This window comes from Acutalibacter muris (genome assembly GCF_002201475.1).
In the GTDB taxonomy this organism is placed as follows: Bacteria; Bacillota; Clostridia; order Oscillospirales; family Acutalibacteraceae; genus Acutalibacter; species Acutalibacter muris.
This window is the reverse complement of the sequence record NZ_CP021422.1, coordinates 3,395,975-3,417,028: the sequence shown is the minus strand read 5'-3', so window position 1 is coordinate 3,417,028 and position 21,054 is coordinate 3,395,975. Positions and strand designations below refer to the sequence as shown.

Genomic DNA, 21,054 nt, shown 5'->3' with positions numbered 1-21,054 from the left:
AAAGCTATGTCAAATAAAGCGAAGCTGGCCGAGACCGCCCGGGCCGAGGCCCAAAGGACCTGGCACGGCGCTGTTGTGGGCCTTAAGTCCAATTTGCAGCCCATCATAGAGCCCTTTCCCGGCTGGCGGAAGAAGGAGGCGGAATCTCTTTGGTGCGCGGCCTTTGTCTACTACTGCTGCATTGCCGCCGGGTACAGGTTCCCCGTGCGGCCCAAGGAGTGCGCCTCCTGCAACCTGGCGGGCTGCGTGGCCTGGGAGGAGTGGGCCAAGAAGGACCCGCGCATAGGCTGGCTCCCCAGCTCCTGCCTGCCCCAGCCCGGAGATATTGTTATCTTCGACCGGGTCTTTGAGAACAAGCCCCACGACCATATGGGCATCGTCATAGAGGTCCGCGAAAACAGCCTGCTCACCGCTGAGGGAAACCTCGGGAACGTGTCCGGCCTGGTGGAGCGCCCCCGGGATAAGCATATCCGTGGATATCTGAGCCTGCCGGACGGGTTCGACTATGGTGGGGAACCATGATGGACGGTCACATCATACCCATGACAGCGGAGCTTGCCGCCGAAATCGCCGCCTGGAAGTACCCGGGAGAGTACGCGGTCTACAACCGGGAGGAGGGCTCCTCCGCAGACGAGCTGCTGGAGGGCGGCTCATACGCCCTTCTGAACAGCGCCCGGGAGCTTATAGGCTTCTACCAGTTCGGGGCCGGGGCCAGGATACCCGCCATAGAGGAGGACGTATACCCCGAGGGCCCCTTGGACATGGGCCTGGGGCTTCGGCCCGACATCTGCGGGCTGGGCTTTGGGGAGCCCTTTGTCCAATGCGGGATAAAGCTGGCCCGGGAGGAGCTTGGGGTCGGAGATATACGGCTTACGGTGGCCGGGTTCAACCTGCGGGCACAGAAGGTATACGAACGTTGCGGATTTACCTCTATGCGCGGTATTACCCACAGAAGGTCAAACGCTGAGTTTCTAGTCATGCTTTTATAAATATATCCGTTATTCTAAGATTGGAAAGGGGTAACTATCATGACCGACAAGCTTACCGAGAGATTGTTCAATTTCATCGAGAGCAGCCCCACGGCCTGCCACACCGTCAACGCCGTGCGGGCCCTGCTTCTGAACGCGGGCTTTACCGAGCTCCCAGAGACCGGGCCCTGGGAGCTTGGAGAGGGGAAGGGGTACTTTACCGCCCGCAGCCAGAGCTCCGTCATCGCCTTCAGGGCCCCGAAGAAGGACTTTTCTGCCTTTTCCGTTGTGGCCCCCCACGGGGATTCCCCCTGCTTCAAGGTGAAGGGCAAGCCGGAGATGGACTGCGGCGGGCTCTACACGAAGCTGAACACCGAGGTCTACGGCGGTACCATACTGAGCCTGTGGTTCGACAGGCCTCTGTCCGTGGCGGGCAGGCTTGGCATACGCACACAGGAGGGCGTGCGTATGCAGCTGGTGAACGTGCCCCGGGACCTTATGACCATACCGAGCCTTGCCATACACATGGACCGGGAGGCCAATAACGGCAAGAAGCTGGACCCCCAGCGGGACACTCTGCCCCTTCTGGGCGGCAAGGGGGCGGACCTTTTAAAGCTGCTGTCGGAGTTGGCCGGCGTCAATAAAGAGGACATTTTGTCCCACGATTTATACCTCTACAGCCGGGCCCGGGGCACGGTCTTCGGCGCGGAGAGCGAATTCATACAAGCCCCCAGGCTGGACGATTTAGAGTGCGCGTTCTCTGCCATAACCGCCTTTATAGGCAGCGAAAACCCTGAGAACTGTACAGTTTGCGCCATATTTGACAACGAGGAGACCGGCAGCATGACCCGCCAGGGGGCGGGCTCCACCATGCTCTCTGACGTGCTGGACAGGATATGCAAATGGGCCGGGAAGGACGGGGAGGAGAGGAGCCTCGCCATACAGAACGGTATGCTCCTCTCGGCAGACAACGCCCACGCCGTGCACCCCAACTACCCCGACAAGGCGGACCCCACCAGCAAGTGCGGTATGAACGGCGGTATAGTTATAAAGCACAGCACAAGGTACGCCACGGACGCGGCCACAGCCGCCCTGTTCAAGCGCATCTGCGAGAAGGCGAACGTGCCCACCCAGGACTACTATAACAACTCCTCCACCCCCGGCGGCGGGACCCTTGGGCTCATCTCCGGCTCCCAGGTGCCCATACCCACCGTGGACATCGGCCTTGCAGAGCTCTCCATGCACTCTCCCTATGAGACGGCGGGCCGGGAGGATCTAAAGCACATGGTGGACGGCATGACGGCGTTTTATAACAGCGTGTTCTCCTGGGAGGGGAACAGCTGCCGCATAGATTAGAGGGTTCCGTTATGCTGCGGCCCTTCTATGAAAAATTTGGCTTCTATACCATGCTCTGCGGACAGCTGGAGACCTGCCCTGAGAGCTGAGAAACAAATGAAAGGACGAAAAAACTATGAGCGACAGGCAAGTGATCCATCTGAAAAATAACCCCGGCTGGCAGAACTCAGCCATGTTCTACCAAATATACCCCATCGGCTTCTGCGGCGCGCCCTATGAAAACGACGGCAGGCCCCAGAGCCGCATAAGAAAGGTGATAGACTGGGTGGAGCACCTTAAAAAGCTCAATACCGGCGCGGTGTACTTCTCCCCGGTGTTCGAGTCGGACACCCACGGCTATGACACCCGGGACTTCCGCAAAATAGACACGCGCCTGGGCTCAAACGAAGACTTCGCGGAGGTCTGCAACGCCCTGCATGAAGCCGGTATACGGGTGGTGCTGGACGGTGTGTTCAACCACGTGGGCCGGGGCTTCTGGGCTTTCCAGGACGTGCTGAAGAACCGGGAGAGCTCCCCTTATAGGGACTGGTTCCACATCAACTTCGGCGGCAACTCCAACTATAACGACGGCCTGTGGTACGAGGGCTGGGAGGGCCACTATGAGCTGGTAAAGCTGAACCTGCAGAACCCGGCGGTGGTGGACCATATCTTAGAGTGCGTGGGCGGCTGGAGGGACGAGTTCGCCATCGACGGCCTGCGATTGGACGTGGCGTATCTCTTGGACGAAAATTTCATGCGCCGCCTGCACCAGTACACAAAGGGCCAGGACCCGGGCTTCTTCCTCCTGGGGGAGATGATACATGGGGACTATAAGCGCATAATGAACCCGGAGATGCTTGACAGCGTTACCAACTACGAGTGCTATAAGGGGCTCTACTCCTCCTTCAACGACAAGAATATGTTTGAGATAGCCCACTCCCTGAACCGGCAGTTCGGCTCTGAGAACTGGTGCCTATATAGGGGCGAGCACCTTCTGTGCTTTGCGGACAACCACGATGTCAGCCGCATACACACCCTTCTCCGGGACAAGGAGCAGATAAAGGGCCTGTACGCCTTGCTCTACTGTATGCCCGGCATACCCTGCCTGTACTATGGCAGCGAGTGGGGAGCGGACGGCGACAAGCATGACGGAGACCCGGCCCTGAGGCCCTGTTTCCAGGAGCCGGTGGAGAACGGCCTGACGGAGTTCATCGGGGAGCTTAGCCGGATAAAGCTGCAAAGCAAGGCCCTCAGCGAGGGCAGCTATAAGAACGAGACTATTCTCAACAAGCAGATAGCCATACGCCGGGAGTGCGGGGACGAGACGGTGCTTGCGGCCATCAACGCCGACGGCAGCGGCTTCAACATCAACGTGGACTACCACGGCCCGGCCACGGACCTGATGACCGGGGAGAGCCGGGAACTGAACGGCTGCATAGAGCTTCTGCCCTACGGCATAAAGATATACCGGCTTGGGCCACCAAAGGAGGGGGACAAGGCCCCCAAGGCGGAGACCGTCACTGTCAGCGTACCCGCGCCCGAGGTCAAGGCGGAGCCTGCGCCTGAGACAAAGCCCCAGCCAGAGGTGAAGCCGGAGCCCAAGCCCGCGCCGGGAACACTTACCCTTACCCCCACGGATATCCCTCTGAGATACAAGTCACAGGACGGCACGGATTATTTTTCCATACCTTGTGATGACCCGGCGCTGGAGAAATTCCTGCGCGCTCTTACAGGAAAATAAAGGAGTGTTTAAATGAGCGAGAACCCACAGTCACAGAACAGGATGGGCACGGCCAGAATGCTGCCGCTGATATTCTCCATGGCCCTGCCCGCCATGTTCTCCATGCTTATACAGGCCCTATATAATGTGGTGGACACCTACTATGTTTCCCAGGTGAGCCAGAAGGCCATGTCGGCAGTGTCCCTGGCCTTTCCCATACAAAATTTGCAGATAGCCTTTGCGGTGGGCACCGCAGTTGGCGTCACCTCCCTTATCTCAAGGCGGCTGGGCGAGGGCAGGAAAAGTGACGCCGAGTCCGCCGCCGCCCACGGCCTCCTCTTAGGGCTCTGCACTGCGGCGGTCTTCGCCGTGTACGGTGCCTTCTTTACCACGCCCTTTTTCAAGATGTTCGAGTCCGACCCGGAGATAGTGCTGATGGGCGACCAGTACATATCTATCTGCTGTATCTTCTCCTTCGGCAGCTTCGTTGTGGTGATGCTCGAGAAGATACTCCAGGCCACGGGCAATATGCTCTGGCCCATGATATTCCAGCTGGTGGGGGCCCTTATCAACATAGCCCTGGACCCGTTGTTCATCTTTGGCTATTTCGGGCTTCCGGCAATGGGGGTCACCGGCGCGGCCATAGCCACCGTGGGCGGCCAGATAATCTCCATGATCTTTGCCGCTGTAGTCTTTGCCGTGCGCCCCCACGCCATCTCCATCAGCTTCAAGGGCTTCAGGCCGCGCTTTGAGACCATAAAGAACATCTACGCCGTGGGGCTCCCGGCCATTGTGATGCAGGCTATCGGCACCGTCATGAATATGGCGATGAACGGAATACTCTCCGGCTTCTCCACTGCGGCCTATACGGTTTTTGGTCTGTACTTCAAATTGCAGTCCTTCGTATTCATGCCCGTCTTCGGCCTGACCCAGGGGCTTTTGCCCATTATGGGCTTCAACTACGGAGCAAAGAACAAGAAGCGCCTGACACAGGCCATGGCCCAGGGCTGCCTTATTGCCCTTTGCATAATGCTGGCCGGAATGCTGGTGTTCCTCCTTCTGCCGGATAAGCTCCTGGGTATCTTCAATGCCTCAGAGGAGCTGTTGAGTATAGGGGTCCCGGCCCTGCGCACCATATGCACCTGCTTTGTCTTCGCGGCCCTGGGAATAGTATCCTCCACCATGTTCCAGGCGGTGGGACGGGGCACCTACAGCCTGATAGTCTCCCTCATGCGCCAGCTGGTCGTGCTGGTCCCCGCCGCCTGGCTGCTGTCCATGATTTTCCACGAGGTCAACGCGGTCTGGTGGGCTTTCCCCATAGCGGAGACCTTCTCCTTGCTTGTGAGCATATTCTTCTTCCTGCGGCTTTACAAGAGGGAGATAGCGGAGCTTGGTATGTAGCTGTATAAGCCTATATCTCAGGGAGCCCTCCAGATTTTTGTTGTAAAAAAATTCATCTGCCTATTGACATTTCGTCTCCACAGGAGTATAATCATGAAAGTGATAACCTGCGGGCGTAGTTCAATGGTAGAACATCAGCTTCCCAAGCTGAATACGAGGGTTCGATTCCCTTCGCCCGCTCCATCTGAATCACCTATTGCAATCTGAACCCCCTATGGTTTGGACAGTAATAGGTGATTTCCGTTTTCTAGGCTGCTAGTAAGACTTCAGGTACGCACTCCATTATGTTGACTTGGACACGTATACTGAAAAACTCTAATATGGCTGTCCAAAAAGTTTAAAGGCCAAACATTCGAACCCCATATCTAGTCCTAGTCGGCCCCTACTCCCGCGCAATTACTGAGGAAATCAGACTCCTTCTGTGCAGGAGTCCTTTATTGATTCGTGGAGTGGGGGCGCTCTTCATTATAGAAAATCATATACTTATCAACAGCCGTTCTGAATTCATTTTCAGAACGGTGCTTTGATCTGCACAGTTTTTCTCTTTTTAGATTGGAGAAGAACCACTCCATTATGGAATACTAAATGAGTAATATGCTTGTTATCCTGCGTGGCATGATGAACACGGACATTAAGGAGAGCGATTAGGATTACGAGTTGGACATCGACCTGCCCGGTGCCCACAAGGAAAGTCTCGCCGCCGAGATGAAGGACAGCTGCCTTTGTATGTTCACCCCCAAAGTGAGCCAGGTGGTTCAGATGGAGCAGAAGAACTTGATTGCCATTGAGGGCTAAAAACCGGCCCTGGTCTCGCTGTGAAGAGCGAGGGCAGGGAGATTTCCTGAGTAGAAATTTAACGATTGTCTCAATGAAATAATGATACCCAATAAATCCACAATAGCTCCCTCTCTAAGGACCCAAAAACGCAAAAAGGCCCACCGCTGGCTGGAGGATTTTCCTGACCAGCAGTGAGTTCTTTCTTAAAAATGTTAGACAATATTCATTTTTGACGGTTTTAAGCAAAATCAAGGACGGTTATTCTGATATCCATTGCATCAGAATAACCGTCCTCAGATGGTGGGGATAACAGGACTCGAACCTGTGACCTCCTACGTGTGAAGCAGGCGCTCTAACCAGCTGAGCTATACCCCCGTGACTTCTCTATTATATCAGGTAACTTCTAGAAAGTCAATACTTTTTTACGTAGGTTGTAATATTAAATGCGAAAGAACACGAAGCCCCCCAAAGCGGGGCGGGAGAGTTCTTCCGCATTTATTTTTTTACCATAAAGCGCGGAAAATGTCAACAAAGGGGTGAAAGCATGGCGGGAAAGTATAAATATCTGACGTTTGAAGATCGGCAGAAAATTGAAGTGTGGCACGCCCGCGGGGATCGCCCGCTCGAAATAGCCGCGCGGCTGGGCGTGCATACGGCGACGATCTACAACGAATTGAAGCGGGGCTACGTCGGGGAGCTGGACGGCAGGCAAAGGGAAATCTACAAAGCGGAGCGGGCGCAAGCAACCGTTCAGGAGCATTTCAAGCGGCGGGGCCGGACGGCGGCCACGGCTGGGAAGAGTGCTTGCGATCTGGCACATTGCCTTCAATCGCTTACGGCTTCAAAAAGTGTTCGTTAAAGCACAAGATCGGAACGCAAGAAAAGTTTTGCAATCACGATCCGCGCTGTAAAGCGGAATGGAAGGCAGGGCGGCGCGTTCATAAATACATAGGGTACGACGCAGGCGAAACGCGCCGTATTCAGCACGCGGCGGCGGCAGATGAAGCAAACAAAAAGTATGAAAATCATTATCCGCTTTGCCCGCCCGTCTTTTAAGAGGGCCGCGACAATGGCCTTGGTGCGGCCACCAGCTCCAACACCGCTTTTTCCCCCACAGGGAGGGCGGACAAATCCGCATCCCGAAGATTGCGGGTGGGGATCACCGCATGGTGGTCGGTCACTTTCTTATCGTTGATGACCGCCTCCGGGTTGCAGGTAATGCCGATCCCCTTTCGGAACGGCATGGCATTGGCGGTGAGGTTGACCAGCACCGGCAGGCCCTCCGCCATATCCGAGGTCAGATACCGGCTGTCCGTCCTGGGATAAGTACACAGCTTTTTCTCATAGAGGTTTTGCAGATAGTCCAGCGTTTGCTGGGCGGTAAACCCCAGCAGGCGGTTGGCGTCCCGCTGTAAGGTGGTCAGGTCATAGAGGGCGGGCGGCTTTTCGGACTTCTCTTTCCGCTGTGCCTGTTTCACCACCGCAGAACCTCCCTGGCAGGCGGTTTTCAGCTCTTTCGCGGCGGTTTTGTCTTTCATCCGCGCCCCCACAGCGGTAAATCCGGGCAGTTCCAGTGCCACCGTAAAGAACGGCTCCGGCTGGAAGGCTTCAATCTCTGCTTCCCGCTGGACGATAAGGGCCAGGGTCGGGGACATGACCCGCCCGATGTTGAGGGTCCGGCGGTACAGCACCGAAAACAGCCGGGTAGCGTTGATGCCCACCAGCCAGTCAGCCTTGGCGCGGCAGAGCGCCGCCTGATGCAGACCGTCATAGTCCGCGCCGGGGCGGAGGTTTTCAAAGCCCTCCCGGATTGCCGAATCCTCCATGCTGGAAATCCAGAGCCGTTTCATGGGCTTTTTGCACCCCGCCAGCTCATAGACGTTGCGGAAAATCAGTTCGCCCTCCCGTCCCGCGTCACAGGCGTTTACCACCTCGGTCACATCCGGGGCGCACAGCAGCTTTTTGAGAATATCAAACTGTTTCTTCTTGTCCCGCCCCACGCTCATTTTCCAGTCCGAGGGCAGGATCGGCAGATCGTCATAGCGCCACTTGGCATATTTAGGGTCATAGCTGTCCGCATCGGCAAGCCCGGCCAGATGCCCCACGCACCAGCTGACCCGCCAGCCGTTTCCTTCCAGATACCCGTCCTTGCGGGCATTGGCCCCGATCACAGCGGACAGGCTTTGGGCCACCGACGGTTTTTCAGCAATCACAAGGCGCATAATCTTCATCCTCCCATTCTTCCCGCATAGATGTACGCAAGGTTGCTCATAATGCCGCCCACCAGCATTTCTTTCAGCCAGGTGGTGATTGCATCCAGCAGAAAATCCATACAGTGCTACCTCCTTTCCGCCCCTCCCGTGTTTGCGGGAGGGGCAAAGGTATGGGTTGTTTCCGGTGCGGGGATTAGCCGAACAGACCGGAGAGCAGGGGTACAAGCACCATGCCGATCAGGGCGACACCGCCGCCCGCCATGAGCTGTTTCATCTCAAAGTTAATGAAACAGCCCACGGCGGGCGGCGGCATCCTCGGTCAGCATCACCCCGGTTCCCCTACTATCCGGGCCTAATGTTGCGATATTCAGTTATTTCTTGCGGATAATCCTGCGTTTATCCGCCTTATCGTTGAAATTGAAATGGATTTCCACAGTCTGGCGAACAGTCTCGCCGTCTATGTCCTCGTGAATGACGATTTTCTGAACAAGCCGGTTCAGCGTCACAGAGTCCAGCTCTTGAATGTCCGCATAGTCCTTGATGATTTCCAGCCAGCGTGTGCTGTCCTCCTGCTCCTGGGTCTGCTGGGCCAGCCGTTCCCGGTTCAACATGACACGGTTTTTCAGCGTGGCCTGCTCCGTCTGGCTGTTCTCCAAGATGCGGTTGAAGTTGTCCTCGCTGATGCGCTGGGCAATCATGTCCTCATAGACCCGGCTGATGATGCGCTCCAGAGCGGTGATGCGTTCGCTGTCCTCGTCAATGCTCCGCTGGATGGCCTCGCGCTCGGCCTGCTCGTCCGCCTGGCAGTTCTCCCGGAGTTGGGCCGCTGCCTCCTGTTCATCGGCAAGGGCCTTTCTCGCACAAGCTCTAATCTGTTCCAGCACGACGTTGTAGAGCGTATCATACTTGATGCGGTGCTGGGTACAGTGGGCCACTCCGTACTTGTTGTAGCGGGAACAGGTGTAGATGCGCTCGTTGCCCTTTTGGTTGGCGCGGCGGATGTTCAAGGTACTGCCGCACTGTCCGCACTTCACCAGACCGGCAAACAGGCTGAAATTGCCCCATGCGTCCGGGCGTTTCCGGCTCTTGACTTTCTCTTGTACCAGGTCGAACGTGTCCCGGTCGATGATGGCCTCGTGCATCCCCTCGACAACAATCCAGTCCTCCCGTTTCTTGTCGCCCATCCAGCCGATTTTGAAACGGTAGTTGACCTTTTGGGAGGCAATCGCGCCGATGTAAACCGGGTTTGCCAAAATGCCCTGGATGGCGGTGAAGTCCCAAATAAACCGCCCCCGCTCCGGGTTTTCCCGCTCAAACTTGGTAACATGGTCGCGCAAGCCCTTTTGCCGGTTCCACCATGCGGGGCAGGGGATTTCTTCATCTTCCAGCCTGCGGCGGATGCGGTTGGGGCCGCTGCCGTTCTTCGCCCACTCAAAAATCCTGCGGACGATCCATGCGGTATCCTCGTCAATGAGAAGATGGTTTTTGTCCTCCGGGTCTTTGCGGTAGCCGAACGGGGCCAGACAGCCGGTAAACTTGCCAGACTTGGCTTTTGTCAGGTAGGACGAATGGACTTTCTTGCTCACATCCCGGCTATACATCTCGTTCAGCAGCGAGCGAAACGGGGTTATCTCATTCTCAACCTCGCTGTCTACGGCATCGTTCAGAGCGATATACCGCACCTTCTGCCGTGGGAAAAAATCTTCCAGCAGTTGCCCCACCTGCAAATAGTTCCGGCCCAGCCGGGAAAGGTCTTTCGTCAAAACCACATCGAACATTTTCCGCTCAACCGCCGCCAGCATCTTCTGAAAGTCGGGGCGCTCCATGTTCAGGCCGGTGTACCCGTCATCCTGGAAAATCCCTGCCACACGCCAGCCCTGTTCCTCACAGTAGCGGCACAACAATTCCCGTTGGTTCTGGATGCTTGCGCTGGGGCCGCTCAAATCGTCGTCCTTGGACAAGCGGCAATAGATAGCTGCTCTCACCTCCTGGGGATAGGGTTCAGCATACACAGTGTTAGTCCTCATTTTTGACCTCCATCCCGCTGTGTATGCCGCGTTTTGGAGTAATTTCATTATACCCTGCCGCACGTCCGGCGTCAAGGGAAAGTTGTACTTTCGCAATCTCTTTTTTCTGTATAATCAAATCAATAAAGGCTTGCCTGTCGGTCTGCCTCCCGGCGAACACGGTGCTGACGGTGATAACAGGCTCCTTTGCTTTTGCCATAGGCGGCTCCTTTCAGTCCATCAGATTTTTCAGACGTGCCAGCTTGTCCTGCGCCGTGGCCTTGCGGAAGTTCTCTCCCGAAAAGCGGATGGGGGCGCACATCTCCAACAGCCGGTCATAGATACGGGCACGGGCGGTGTCCTGGGGGTACTGCAAGTCTTGAAGGGAGAGGTTCGTGGTGACGATCAGTGGCCTGCGGCTGCGATAGCGGCTGTCGATCACGTTGTAGACCTGTTCCAAACCGTACTCCGTCCCGCGCTCCATGCCAAAGTCGTCCAATATCAGTAGCGGGGCTCGGCACAATCTGGCTATGTACTCGTTGCGGCCCTCAAAGCTGGCGGTCAGGTCGTTCAGTATCAGGGCAAAGTTCGTCATGCGGACGGCCACCTCCTGCTCCATCAGAGCGTTGGCGATGCAACCGGCGAAATAGCTTTTGAAAGAATGGAATGCCCTCGCCGTTTTCGTTGTATGATGTTGAATCTGGCGATTGCCCCATATTCAGCACACATATATCTCCCAACCTTGCCATCACACCATCCCCCTCAACTCCCGTAGCCCCGCCGCAACCTCCTCCTCCATTCGCTCCAGGGGGAGGCCCGGCTTGCTCAAATGAACGCCCGCACCGATGCCCTTTCGGAGAGCGAGTCCAAAATGAAGCGCAAGGCGGGGTACAGCATGGCTGTCACCAATACCGTGATTCTGCTACTGGACTTGGCAATGCTTTTCACCTCGGTAGCGCTGTACAGCCGGGGGCAGGTGGACTTTACCGGGGTACTCATCCCAACTGTCGCCCTGATGAGCAGCTTTGGCCCCTGCGTGGCTCTGGCTAACCTGGGCAGCACTTTGCAGAGTACCTTCGCCGCTGGAAAACGGGTGCTGGACATTCTGGAGGAGGCGCCTTTGGTAGAGGAGGTCAGCGGTCAGACCCAGGTAGAGTTCACCGGCGCGGCGGCTGAAAACATGGGCGCGAACTCGCTCTCTTCCAACTCCTCTGATCCCATGGATGGACAGCCGAAAGCGATGGTGTTAAAGGTGCCTGCCATGTCAACGTCAAATTTCCCAGCAGTGAACAGTGCGGCCTCGCCGCCCTGGGCCTGCACGCCCTCAGCAACGGCCTGGGCCATGGCCTCAGTGTTGCCGGTGCCGCTCCAATAAACTAAGATGACTTTCACTGTAGTACCTTCCCTGTTCGCTTTGATTGGCGAGGACCTCAAGGGGTATACCCATATATGATTACCCGCCCCAAGGCTGACCCATTATTACCTTAGAATATATTATTTACAAAATAGATTGACTCGCTCGAAATCTTGCAACTCCCAACCGTTCCTTTTTCCGCATGATAATACTCTCAGGAATAGCTGGCAGCCACTTTCTACTGAACATGGTACTGCCAAAATATGCGTCAAAGTTTGTGACCGGCAGCACGACCCATTCAGAATCCTCCGGCTTATTTGCAATGTAATATGCCACTAAAGTGCGGATAACTTCAGCCGGTACCTTCTCAGGCCGGAGTGCTTCCATTCGATTGAGAATATCGTCCGGCAAGTCAATGCTGTTGTTTCGCAGCGGCCCCAGTTCCAGAGCGTCAGCCAGCACGTCATCAAACCTCAAAACCCACGCACCACTCGTACCCTGCGAAAAGATCGGCACTTGAAACTGCACAACCTTCTTTCGCCAAGCCGCATCAAATTCTTTATCTATGACATCTGCTTTGCCATACGCCGTCTTGCTCACCTTATCAGGATTGTTCTTCATAAAGCGTGCGATACCGTGAACATGGCGGCAAAACCAACCCAGGGCGGTAGTGATCGAATCCACGCCGTCCTTACAGATATGGGCGAGCCCCTTTGTGGTATAATCCCAATCTTCCGGCAGCGACAGCATGAGCGAGAGGAGCCCCTTTGCCTTTAAGGACAGTTCCGTATTGCGCAGATGGTGGTTGCACATGATTGTGAAGTCCTTTGTTTTTTCTACCCGGAATACAGCCATTTCAAAGCCTCCTTTCTCCGGTTATCCTGTTACAAGACGCGGTCCCTGCGGTCATAATGGAGATGCCCGTCTGAGACCTTCGCATGGTTTTTCAGTTTGACTTCGCCCCGCTCCTGGCTGTCTAAAAATTTCTGATAGCCGGCATCCGTAAGGAACAGGCGCATCCTATCGCCCTTATCGCCGACAGGAGAATTATAAGACAGCACATTGAAGATGATCATGTGCCGTACCTCTGGGGCAAAGCGTTCCAGGGCCATGATGTCATGCCCTTTCAATTTTTCCGCGCCGGATCGCTGCCTGGCCTCCGCAATCTTTTCCCCAATCGTCCGGGGCGGGTAGGGCAGGAGGTAATTCTTCTGGATATCCCGCACGATGTCCATGCACTCGTCATCCGTCAGGACGCGCAGCTTTGCCATCAGACTTTCCGCTGCCTTCCGCTGTTCAGGGTTCTTTGTGTACCGGGCAGCCATGTGGAGCTCGTTCAGGACTTTGTATTGATAGTCTCCCTCAACCTGAAACAGCAGCCGTTTTTCCATTTCGTTTAATTCCATGTGGATCTCCTTTCTTTTGAAAATGGGTATAAAAATGCCATAGGTGGTTAACCTATGGCACATAAAAGAATATATAAATATTTCTTTTATTGGTTTGAATTTTAGGTAAGCAGAGATTTTTCTGTCCAATAATAAGTTTATCGAGAGGTTGTTTATGAAACAGTATAAAACTAAATGTATGTATGGCTATTCAATTTTGGGGGAGCGCCCACCCAAATTAGATACTCAAACAAAATATGTAATTATTGAACAATCGAGGTTTTTCCCGCATTGTGTTATTATTCAACGAGTAGACGGTAAAATCTTTCAAGGTGAAAAAACTTGGATTGTTCCGCAAAACAGCATATATTAACCAAGCTCTAATTCGTTAATAATGTCACTCAATGTTGATAGATTTTTGTTTTGCTCTAAGAAATCACTATATAAGTTTTGTGCATTTCTTAAAAGTTCATCATAATACATAATCCTACAATGGTAAGCTTTTAAGGCTTCTTTAGTAGCTTGATATACATCTTCATCATAATGTTTTCCGTCTAGGTGATTCCCTAAGAGGACAATAATTTCAAATGGTTCAGGCTGATCTAAGGTAGCCATTACTTTTTTTGTGGCAGAAAAATATTTATATACTTGAGCCGTTATTTCTTGTGATTTTACCGTTCGATCTCCTTTTTTTAATTCAATTATCAAATGCTTATTAGATGCTTTTTTATATCGAATATCAAGGCGGGCATCTAATTCTTCTTGAGTGAGACTTGCGTCTATGGTTTCAAATTGTGTTTTAAACGCTTGTTCTACGATTGGAGCTTCAGTTCCTCTATCCCATGAGGGATCAAGTAGCCACAAATTTTTGCTTAAATGGTCTTGTATGACTTTTTCAAGGCTACCATCCGATACAACATCTTGCATTTTCCTAATAACAGCAAGACGCTCTTGCACAATTTGATAATACATAGTTGCTTCAATATCATCAAGCCGTCCCGCAACTTCTATAAATGCCGCAATATTTTCGGCGGAAATTTTTTCAAGTTGACTTAATTCGTTTTTTAATTTAAATGATTCAAAAGCCAAAACTCCATGCTTGAATAGTTCTTTTTTCTCCTCTTTTTCAACAGTTAACTGATTGATTTTACCGAATAATTTTTTTGCAGATCTTTTATCATCTCCTTTCAACTCGTTATACCAATCGCTTACAACCACGTATTTGCACGCTTCGTCGACTCCATTAGTGCTTCTGGTCTCTTCCCAATCAGTTCGAACTGATGTAAGGCTCTTTCTAACAAATTCTTTTAAAGCGATATAACGTTCATCGTCTTCAAAGAAATCCTGCCTGCTACTTGTAGTTATATCTGCCTCATCGTCTAAATCCAAAAAATCCGCAGATAATTCTCCAAAAACATATTTTGAATAGAGGGCAGTTGTTCCAATTTCAGAAAAAATATCTTCTTTTGCCATTTTCCCACGAACCATAATTACAATACGATTTAAATTTTCGTCATCATCTAGTTCCTTTGGTTCTGAGCAAGTAGCAATCCATCCTGTAATGTGATAAGAAACTTCACCAACCGTTATCGTAGAGGGCAGTTCCTTTATAAGTTTAATTTTATTTGCTTTGGTTTGACTCTCCAAATCTTTTTTGAATTCATCAGGCTTATCCTCTGGAAGAAACATCCATACACATTGTGCTTTGGAGAGATAATTTCTATCAGATATGACTATTTCATCACCATTTATTGATACTTTAAAATTATTCTTTGCACCAATAATTGCAAATCTGCGGGCTAAACGCTGCCTTAAATGCGTCGCCAAAGCAGCTGTTCGCTTTTTCTTAAGATCATTTAAAATAATTTTTGTACCGTTCCCACAAAAAGTTATATTATCAGGAGATAACTCTGTAGGAAGGTATGTATCGTTGGTTTTAATTGCCTCCTTCAGAGAATTTGCATCAATTTTAAAACCGTTAATTTCTCCATCTTTTTTAGAGTAAACCTCAACAACATTTGCAATAGAGAAAAGAGATAGTTTTCCAATTCCTTTTCTTCCCATTACTGGTCTATGAAGTATTGGTGACAGACCACTTTCGCTACGTTTCTGATAGCCTACAGTCAAATATTTATTATTTATATCGGATAGGTTCATCCCAATACCATTGTCAGTAATGGATATACTATCGCCATTAATTTCTATTAACACTTCTTTAGCATCTGCATCCCAGGCGTTTGCAACCACTTCAGATAATACTGCAGAAGTATTACTATAGAGATTTAATCCCAGATGATTTAATACCTGTAAATTTATAGACATTTGAAATTTGGGTTGATTCATGGCTCTACCTCCCTATGTTCAGAAATATATTCAAAATAAAGTCGTATTGCACGTCGAATTTGAGCACGTACAGACGGAACAATATCTTCAAACATAGATTCCTTACTTAATTTTTTTAAATAATATTCACAATCATCTGTACCGAATTCCGAAATCCTTTTTGCACGACCTATTCTTGAAAGAGTATCTCCTGCTACTTCCGCAGAAAGTTTTTTTTCGTTCTTCAACCAATCAATGAAGCGCAGGTTGTGTAAATCGGTATCTCCTTTAATAAAGCGCATTAAACAAGTTGCTACATAATTAGCCAATTTGACTGGAACCGCATTTCCAATCATTTGTTCAGTTGAAGCAGATGAATCATCCCAAATAAAATTAGGCGGAAAGGTTTGTATAAGGGATCGCTCTAGGCGAGATAAGTTACGTATTCCATCGGGATCAATTACATCTCCACTATGCTTTTTATAGTTTCCTGGTTTAGGACGGTTAACACCTCGTATTGTAGGAGAGGGCTCGTCAACAGAAAATATACCACGTCGTTTGTATGAACGAGGGTGTCGATAGTAATATTCCATTGACAAATTGTAATTTTCCTGTCGAAAGTATTCTCTTACTGTTAAAGGGAAAATAGACTGATTTGTTGATAATAAACCATCTAAAAAACTGTCTTGCCCATTCTTAAATCCAATACAAAAAAATCGTTTCCTTTTCTGAGGAACACCACAAAAACTAGCATCAAGAACTTTTTCTGTTAGCCCATATCCAGCTTCTTTAAAAATAACTCTGGCTTTTTTATAGGCCTCACTACTAGCTGCACGCTCTACATTTTCCATTACAAAATATTTTGGAGAGATTGCCTTTATTATTTTTGCATATGAAACAGTTAAATCTGCACGATCGCCTTCAACTCTATTTCCTGCTCCAGAAAAGTCTTGACAAGGCGGTCCCCCTATTATAATATCAGGATTATATTTTATAATGGTCTGGACGGAAAGGTTTACATCTGAGAGGTCAACATCTTCAATCGGATGTGTGAAATTTTTCTTATAGCAAGAGATAGCAACATCCCAATGCTCAAATCCCGCCAAAATGTCAAATCCTGCTCTTTGGAAACCCAATGACATTCCGCCACAACCACAAAATAAATCTACAATGTTAATGTTAATCTCCTCCTTTCTGCCAGTCTGTTTAATAGTTTATTATAACATACCGGAGTCCATGAACGCAATAAGATTCTCGTATTATTACAAAATGCCCCAGAGATTTTTCTCTTAGGTGTTTTGAAAACTACAATTCTATGTTATTTAAGCACTCGTCAGCCGTTTTTCCATTTCGTTTAATTCCATGTGAATCTCCTTCTCTTGAAAATGGGTACTAAAAAGGGCGCCCACCTATAAAAGTAAAACGCCCACGGCAATCAGCGGCCAGGCAATACACCGGACCGCTGGCGCTATTAAATTTTGTCGTTAATGAAACAGCCTCCTTTTTTCGATATTTTTCTCGTCAGATTTCAACTTGGAAAAGGAATTGAATAAATGACGGCAAACGCTCAAACCCCTTGAAAATCAAGGCTTTTTCCGTTTGTCGTTATTATACCGTAACGGCACACAATGGCTAGTATACTCATTAGCCACGATGTACCACTTATCAATGTTTCCAACTTCCTTGGGCATAGTGACATCAGCACTACGGCTAACATTTACGCCCATCTGGACAAGGCCAGCAAACAGGCCAGCGCAGATATTATCACGGGTATTTTTGATAATAAGAGCGAGGGGTAAAGATGGCGAAGTATCTCAGCGCAGACGAGTTGTACCGTTACCTGCATATCTCAAAGCGAAAGTTGAAGTATTTGCTGGAGAACGATTATATTCCGTGCATTGATACCGGGAAAAAGACGCATCGATTCCTGATAAAGGCAAGCGATGCGAAGGAGTTTAAGCGCAGAATGGATACTGAGGCGGAATTTCTGTCGGAGCTATACGGGCAATTTAATTCTGATATCTACAAGCCGAGGAAGAAATTGATTGAGCCTACGCCAGAGAATTGCGCGGCATTTCAAGATTTTTTGACGATGAAGTGGGCCGACTATCCTGACGCCCTGCCCACAAAGCTGGCCGCTGAATTGATTGGCTGTGCGCCCCAAAGGGTGGGGGATTGGATGCGGAAGGGGGTAATCAGCAGCGTCAGTGTGGGCGGGATGCGGTACTGTGGGAAAGCAGAGTTTATTGCTTACTGTGCCTCGCCGGAGATGTTGAGGAAACCAGGAGTGGAAAAATATAGGGAACTGATAGCAGAGTTTCTGTGTATGACTTCTTAACTTCAGGTGCGCAATAGGTATGGCACGATAACATCATAGAATTTCTTGCTCCATTCCGCGTGAAAGCGAGCCATCTGCAGCCAATCCACCTCATGCTCTATACTTACATTGTTCAGCATATAGTACACTTTTGACGACTTGATATCGTCGCCACGGCTCCATTGGAGGGCTATCCCAAGCGCAGACTCAATCTCTCCCTTGTGTTTTATCAGCGCGTCAAATGTCTGTTTGTTAACGTCCCGGTCTGCGTGACCAAGATAAACCTCCACCCGGGCAGAGTCATAGTTCGCAACACAGCACAAATTAAAACCATTAACACCAAAGAACCCATTTACCCAGTTCATGCTGGACGGATTGACATTGCTGAAAGGGCCGTTTTCTCCGTGGGCCTCTTTAATAATCGGCAGCGCGTATGCCCAATACTGCCTCCTCAGAGCATAACGTGGGCCATTCTCATCCTCCAGGGCCTCGCTTTCATCCCGGAGATAGAACACAAGGTCTGAAGGGTCGGCGTCATATAACTTGAATACACGGTTCAGGACAGAAAGCTTGCTTTGTGTGCTTGTATTTGTCAACACATAAATCCCATCGCCGATCTCCACCGATTTAAGCAGTTCATGGGGGCCTATGGAAAAGTGGTAGCCGATGTTTTCATCGGAGGATACTGCCAGCCGTGTTATGACGGACTTGTCCTCTGCATACAAGATCTGAAACACCTTCTGGAACATCTCCACCCAACTGGTCACCGGCTGTTCGGCGTTTTTGTAGCGGAACCGGATAATCGTCCGGCCGCTCAAATTCTCGTCATCATCCAAAGTATAGGTGTCCATTTGCTTTTCCTGCGGCTTGAAAGTGGTAACAGGCGCCGCCCAGATCTCAATGGCCCGCCCGCGCAGATACTGACTGCGGTCCTCTAACTCTGTCAGGGTCCATTTCTCTTTTTTGCTGATATATGTATTCATCCGAAGGCCGCTGTCATCAAAACCATTCTTCATGCTCTTCTTTTCAAGGAAGGAGCTGTTGCTGTAGGCAGAGTTATAGGCGGTCAGCGTTAAGTTGGCGATTCTATGCAGCCACTGCTCGTGTATCTGTTCATAGTCCTCGCCAAGCTCCCTGATCCACGCGGGTGTGAGATGCTGGGGCATGATGTGTTCGATGGAATACGTTCCATCGTCGCAGTGGGCATAAATGTCCTTGTCTTCCAGCGTGCCATAGTTTTCCAGGCGCTCCAGAATGTAAACCTTGTTTTTGTTGGTCATCTGGTAGACCTGGCGCTCCGTAAAGCTTGCGCCGAATTCTTCGTCATCCGGGAAACGCGCCCTTTCCTTTTTTGAGAGAAGCGCGTATTTGAATTTATCCACATAATCCTTTTCCGTGCCGTCATAGCGGGTGATCTCCCGGTGCAGCATAAGGAAAATCTTGTTCAGGGCGTTGGTGGGCAAATCGCAGATGTTCCGGCGGAACAGGTAATTTTCGGCAATCAGAAAAATCTCCGTGACTTCTGAAATACTCAGAGTACCCTCATCGTGCAGACGCAAGACTTCCAAGAAAAACGGCCGGGTGACCGTTGTTTCCAAACGATTCAGACGGCTGATACAAGCATTCAAAGCTTTGCTTACGGTGCCGCCTTTCAGCAGAACCTGATACCGCTGGGCATACCCGAGAAGCTCTCTGAGTAAAGGTTCTGTTTCCATTTTACCCAGCTCCACATACTCTTTGAAATTCACATAGACGCGCTTCTGTGAGGGAATGGACTGCTGCTTTAAGCTGAGATAGTCTCGAATGAAAGAGCTGGCATCATAGCCTGTGCACTCCTCAATGCGGTTCCAATACTTTTCATAATAGACTTCCTGTTCCTTTGAAGGTAGACCAATCAGGACAAAGTTGCGAATCTTGTCGCCCTCGCTTAGATCAAGGCCAGTAGAGTTGAGGCTTTCAAAAATGAACTGGGGGTTATCCTCGTTGTTCAGCCGGATATCAATGACCTCCAGCCTGCAAATTGCGTCAAAAAGCTCGTCGATGGTAATCTCCTGTTTCTGGATGCGGTCATAGAAATAGCTGTAGTTTGCTGTCAGGTTGGAATCCTTTATGTGCTCCTTTTTGTCCTCAAACAGCTTTCCCAGCGCGCGCTGGTCATTCTTGACAGGCTTGAGCTTGATGCGCGTCTCCTCCGGCTGGAACTTGTCCACAAGGTACCCCTCATAGATTTCTTGGGTCAAAGAGGGTGTGGCCGGAATGATCACGCCTTCCTTTGTTAAGTTGTATATGGCAAGGAGCAGGAGGGACACGGTAGTAAGCCGCTGCTGTCCATCGATCACAAGAAACTCGGTATAGCGGCCATCCGGGTTAAAGACCGACACGATGCTTCCAAAGAAGTGGCTTTTTCTCCCATTCCGGATTATTTTCAGCAGATCGTCAAAAAGCTGTTTGCAGTTTTCCGTTTTCCAGTTATAGTTCCGCTGGTAGACCGGGATGACAAAGCGCTTTTTAGCCCCTTCCATATATTCTATCAGCCTGGACTCTGAACCTCTCACAATGACTCCTCCTTCTACGTTTTTGTCGTGCAAAAGACAAACTCGTTCCCCATCTCCGGCCTTTATGGAAAAGAGCCGCAAAGTTTCCCTTGCAGCTCTCTTGCGCGGTACAAACCGCCTTGGCGGAGACGGTGGGATTCGAACCCACGGTACCGTGAGGTACAACTGATTTCGAGTCAGTCCCGTTATGACCACTTCGATACGTCTCCAAATATATTAACCTGAATATCACAGGTCAACAGCTATTTGATTATTCTTAGAATTTCTATTAGAACTCGGCCAAATCTCTGTCTACCCAACTCCAAAATTCCCAGTGTTTTCAGGGCCTCCCAGCCCCTCCGGTTCCACTCCACCCGCAAGATTTCGAGTGTCGCACCTTAAATTTATTCCGTCTTCGAAATGTGAAACCTCGCATAAACACTGGGTTCCTTGCGGAGGAAACGGATAGTCTACTTAAAAATTTCGGGTCAATCCCGCCGTGATTAATCTGATACGTCCCTGCACCTGCACTTCTTATATATTTTAACGCTTATCACTCAAAATGTCAAGGGCGCAGGTTGTAATATTATATGCGAAAGAACACGAAGCCCCAAAAGCGGGGTTGCGTCGGGGAACTGGACAGCAGGAAAAGGGAAATCTACAAAGCAGAGCGGCGCAAGCAACCGTGGCCGCACTCATATCGTGAAAGAGATTTCCGGCGG

19 protein-coding genes, 3 tRNA genes and 4 pseudogenes are annotated in these 21,054 nt (G+C 50.7%); 11 read left to right on the top strand and 15 right to left on the bottom strand.

Annotated features, from left to right (window positions below; genetic code table 11):
• Positions 1-6: 6 nt before the first annotated feature.
• The 6 genes from ADH66_RS17515 (at position 7) to ADH66_RS17490 (ending at position 5,607) form a co-directional block, all read left to right on the top strand.
• Positions 7-522, top strand: a complete 516-nt coding sequence (locus ADH66_RS17515) for a CHAP domain-containing protein (protein ID WP_066538169.1) — start codon at positions 7-9, stop codon at positions 520-522.
• Positions 519-989 (top strand): GNAT family N-acetyltransferase, encoded by a 471-nt coding sequence (locus ADH66_RS17510; protein WP_084384382.1) that lies wholly within the window; start codon positions 519-521, stop codon positions 987-989. Before ADH66_RS17515 ends, ADH66_RS17510 begins: the two co-directional genes overlap by 4 nt.
• Before the next feature lie 39 nt (positions 990-1,028).
• Positions 1,029-2,324, top strand: a complete 1,296-nt coding sequence (locus ADH66_RS17505; RefSeq protein WP_066538171.1) for a M18 family aminopeptidase — start codon at positions 1,029-1,031, stop codon at positions 2,322-2,324.
• A 115-nt stretch (positions 2,325-2,439) separates the two neighbouring features.
• Complete coding sequence (locus ADH66_RS17500) at positions 2,440-4,044, top strand: alpha-amylase family glycosyl hydrolase (protein WP_066538173.1); 1,605 nt, start codon at positions 2,440-2,442, stop codon at positions 4,042-4,044.
• Positions 4,045-4,056: 12 nt separating this feature from the next.
• Positions 4,057-5,424, top strand: a complete 1,368-nt coding sequence (locus ADH66_RS17495; RefSeq protein WP_066538176.1) for an MATE family efflux transporter — start codon at positions 4,057-4,059, stop codon at positions 5,422-5,424.
• 109 nt (positions 5,425-5,533) lie between these two features.
• Positions 5,534-5,607: transfer RNA gene (locus ADH66_RS17490), tRNA-Gly, on the top strand.
• A gap of 251 nt (positions 5,608-5,858) precedes the next feature.
• Here ADH66_RS17490 and ADH66_RS20250 read toward each other — a convergent pair.
• Complete coding sequence (locus ADH66_RS20250) at positions 5,859-5,996, bottom strand: integrase core domain-containing protein (RefSeq protein ID WP_157130638.1); 138 nt, start codon at positions 5,994-5,996, stop codon at positions 5,859-5,861.
• Positions 5,997-6,081: 85 nt separating this feature from the next.
• Here ADH66_RS20250 and ADH66_RS20245 point away from each other — a divergent pair, with 85 nt between their 5' ends.
• Entirely contained in the window at positions 6,082-6,219 is a 138-nt protein-coding gene (locus ADH66_RS20245) for a hypothetical protein (RefSeq protein ID WP_157130639.1), read from the top strand.
• 280 nt (positions 6,220-6,499) lie between these two features.
• Here the strand turns inward: ADH66_RS20245 and ADH66_RS17485 are convergent.
• A tRNA-Val gene (locus ADH66_RS17485) sits at positions 6,500-6,576 on the bottom strand.
• Positions 6,577-6,745: 169 nt separating this feature from the next.
• Between ADH66_RS17485 and ADH66_RS17480 the strand changes: the two genes are divergently transcribed.
• Positions 6,746-7,060, top strand: a complete 315-nt coding sequence (locus ADH66_RS17480) for a helix-turn-helix domain-containing protein (RefSeq protein WP_066538186.1) — start codon at positions 6,746-6,748, stop codon at positions 7,058-7,060.
• A gap of 223 nt (positions 7,061-7,283) precedes the next feature.
• Here the strand turns inward: ADH66_RS17480 and ADH66_RS17470 are convergent.
• The 9 genes and pseudogenes from ADH66_RS17470 to ADH66_RS17430 form a co-directional block, all read right to left on the bottom strand.
• Positions 7,284-8,423 (bottom strand): annotated as a pseudogene (locus tag ADH66_RS17470) (DNA topoisomerase); the annotation flags it as partial.
• A 184-nt stretch (positions 8,424-8,607) separates the two neighbouring features.
• Positions 8,608-8,688, bottom strand: a pseudogene (locus ADH66_RS17465) (Maff2 family mobile element protein); the annotation flags it as partial.
• Positions 8,689-8,785: 97 nt separating this feature from the next.
• Entirely contained in the window at positions 8,786-10,441 is a 1,656-nt protein-coding gene (locus tag ADH66_RS17460; protein ID WP_066538187.1) for a recombinase family protein, read from the bottom strand.
• The gene (locus ADH66_RS17455; RefSeq protein WP_066538190.1) at positions 10,431-10,640 is read right to left on the bottom strand and encodes a hypothetical protein; all 210 of its coding nucleotides are present in this window, start codon (positions 10,638-10,640) and stop codon (positions 10,431-10,433) included. The genes ADH66_RS17460 and ADH66_RS17455 overlap by 11 nt, the downstream gene beginning before the upstream one ends.
• Before the next feature lie 12 nt (positions 10,641-10,652).
• Positions 10,653-11,075: pseudogene (locus tag ADH66_RS17450) on the bottom strand (ATP-binding protein); the annotation flags it as partial.
• Positions 11,076-11,245: 170 nt separating this feature from the next.
• Positions 11,246-11,524 carry a hypothetical protein gene (locus tag ADH66_RS17445; RefSeq protein ID WP_084384384.1) on the bottom strand — a complete coding sequence of 93 codons (279 nt, stop codon included), beginning with the start codon at positions 11,522-11,524 and terminating at the stop codon, positions 11,246-11,248.
• Positions 11,525-11,560: 36 nt separating this feature from the next.
• The gene (locus ADH66_RS17440) at positions 11,561-11,764 is read right to left on the bottom strand and encodes a hypothetical protein (protein ID WP_456236497.1); all 204 of its coding nucleotides are present in this window, start codon (positions 11,762-11,764) and stop codon (positions 11,561-11,563) included.
• Positions 11,765-12,433: 669 nt separating this feature from the next.
• Positions 12,434-12,629: pseudogene (locus ADH66_RS17435) on the bottom strand (helix-turn-helix domain-containing protein); the annotation flags it as partial.
• 29 nt (positions 12,630-12,658) lie between these two features.
• Positions 12,659-13,180, bottom strand: coding sequence for a DUF5720 family protein (locus ADH66_RS17430; protein WP_066538197.1), 522 nt, complete (start codon positions 13,178-13,180; stop codon positions 12,659-12,661).
• A gap of 154 nt (positions 13,181-13,334) precedes the next feature.
• On the opposite strand from ADH66_RS17430, the gene ADH66_RS17425 reads away from it, so the two are divergent.
• Positions 13,335-13,532 (top strand): hypothetical protein, encoded by a 198-nt coding sequence (locus tag ADH66_RS17425; RefSeq protein WP_088364421.1) that lies wholly within the window; start codon positions 13,335-13,337, stop codon positions 13,530-13,532.
• Here the strand turns inward: ADH66_RS17425 and ADH66_RS17420 are convergent.
• Positions 13,529-15,502 carry a BbrUII/HgiDII family restriction enzyme gene (locus tag ADH66_RS17420; protein WP_066538200.1) on the bottom strand — a complete coding sequence of 658 codons (1,974 nt, stop codon included), beginning with the start codon at positions 15,500-15,502 and terminating at the stop codon, positions 13,529-13,531. The genes ADH66_RS17425 and ADH66_RS17420 overlap by 4 nt on opposite strands.
• The gene (locus ADH66_RS17415) at positions 15,499-16,653 is read right to left on the bottom strand and encodes a DNA cytosine methyltransferase (protein ID WP_257789571.1); all 1,155 of its coding nucleotides are present in this window, start codon (positions 16,651-16,653) and stop codon (positions 15,499-15,501) included. Before ADH66_RS17415 ends, ADH66_RS17420 begins: the two co-directional genes overlap by 4 nt.
• Positions 16,654-17,109: 456 nt before the next feature.
• Between ADH66_RS17415 and ADH66_RS17410 the strand changes: the two genes are divergently transcribed.
• Entirely contained in the window at positions 17,110-17,280 is a 171-nt protein-coding gene (locus ADH66_RS17410) for a tyrosine-type recombinase/integrase (RefSeq protein WP_084384387.1), read from the top strand.
• A gap of 2 nt (positions 17,281-17,282) precedes the next feature.
• Positions 17,283-17,819 (top strand): hypothetical protein, encoded by a 537-nt coding sequence (locus ADH66_RS17405; protein ID WP_066538203.1) that lies wholly within the window; start codon positions 17,283-17,285, stop codon positions 17,817-17,819.
• A 2-nt stretch (positions 17,820-17,821) separates the two neighbouring features.
• Here the strand turns inward: ADH66_RS17405 and ADH66_RS17400 are convergent, their stop codons facing one another.
• The gene (locus ADH66_RS17400; protein ID WP_066538206.1) at positions 17,822-20,353 is read right to left on the bottom strand and encodes a DUF4268 domain-containing protein; all 2,532 of its coding nucleotides are present in this window, start codon (positions 20,351-20,353) and stop codon (positions 17,822-17,824) included.
• A gap of 120 nt (positions 20,354-20,473) precedes the next feature.
• Positions 20,474-20,562: transfer RNA gene (locus tag ADH66_RS17395), tRNA-Ser, on the bottom strand.
• Positions 20,563-21,054 lie beyond the last annotated feature (492 nt).

Bases quoted from the DNA above. Each gene is read 5' to 3' on its own strand.
- ADH66_RS17460 (WP_066538187.1), bottom strand. From the start codon at position 10,441: ATGAGGACTAACACTGTGTATGCTGAACCCTATCCCCAGGAGGTGAGA.
- ADH66_RS17480 (WP_066538186.1), top strand. From the start codon at position 6,746: ATGGCGGGAAAGTATAAATATCTGACGTTTGAAGATCGGCAGAAAATT.
- ADH66_RS17495 (WP_066538176.1), top strand. From the start codon at position 4,057: ATGAGCGAGAACCCACAGTCACAGAACAGGATGGGCACGGCCAGAATG.
- ADH66_RS17500 (WP_066538173.1), top strand. From the start codon at position 2,440: ATGAGCGACAGGCAAGTGATCCATCTGAAAAATAACCCCGGCTGGCAG.
- ADH66_RS17405 (WP_066538203.1), top strand. From the start codon at position 17,283: ATGGCGAAGTATCTCAGCGCAGACGAGTTGTACCGTTACCTGCATATC.
- ADH66_RS17505 (WP_066538171.1), top strand. From the start codon at position 1,029: ATGACCGACAAGCTTACCGAGAGATTGTTCAATTTCATCGAGAGCAGC.
- ADH66_RS17420 (WP_066538200.1), bottom strand. From the start codon at position 15,502: ATGAATCAACCCAAATTTCAAATGTCTATAAATTTACAGGTATTAAAT.
- ADH66_RS17410 (WP_084384387.1), top strand. From the start codon at position 17,110: ATGGCTAGTATACTCATTAGCCACGATGTACCACTTATCAATGTTTCC.
- ADH66_RS17510 (WP_084384382.1), top strand. From the start codon at position 519: ATGATGGACGGTCACATCATACCCATGACAGCGGAGCTTGCCGCCGAA.
- ADH66_RS17425 (WP_088364421.1), top strand. From the start codon at position 13,335: ATGAAACAGTATAAAACTAAATGTATGTATGGCTATTCAATTTTGGGG.
- ADH66_RS17440 (WP_456236497.1), bottom strand. From the start codon at position 11,764: ATGGCCCAGGCCGTTGCTGAGGGCGTGCAGGCCCAGGGCGGCGAGGCC.
- ADH66_RS17430 (WP_066538197.1), bottom strand. From the start codon at position 13,180: ATGGAATTAAACGAAATGGAAAAACGGCTGCTGTTTCAGGTTGAGGGA.
- ADH66_RS17445 (WP_084384384.1), bottom strand. From the start codon at position 11,524: ATGTCCAGCACCCGTTTTCCAGCGGCGAAGGTACTCTGCAAAGTGCTG.
- ADH66_RS20250 (WP_157130638.1), bottom strand. From the start codon at position 5,996: ATGGAGTGGTTCTTCTCCAATCTAAAAAGAGAAAAACTGTGCAGATCA.
- ADH66_RS17455 (WP_066538190.1), bottom strand. From the start codon at position 10,640: ATGGCAAAAGCAAAGGAGCCTGTTATCACCGTCAGCACCGTGTTCGCC.
- ADH66_RS17515 (WP_066538169.1), top strand. From the start codon at position 7: ATGTCAAATAAAGCGAAGCTGGCCGAGACCGCCCGGGCCGAGGCCCAA.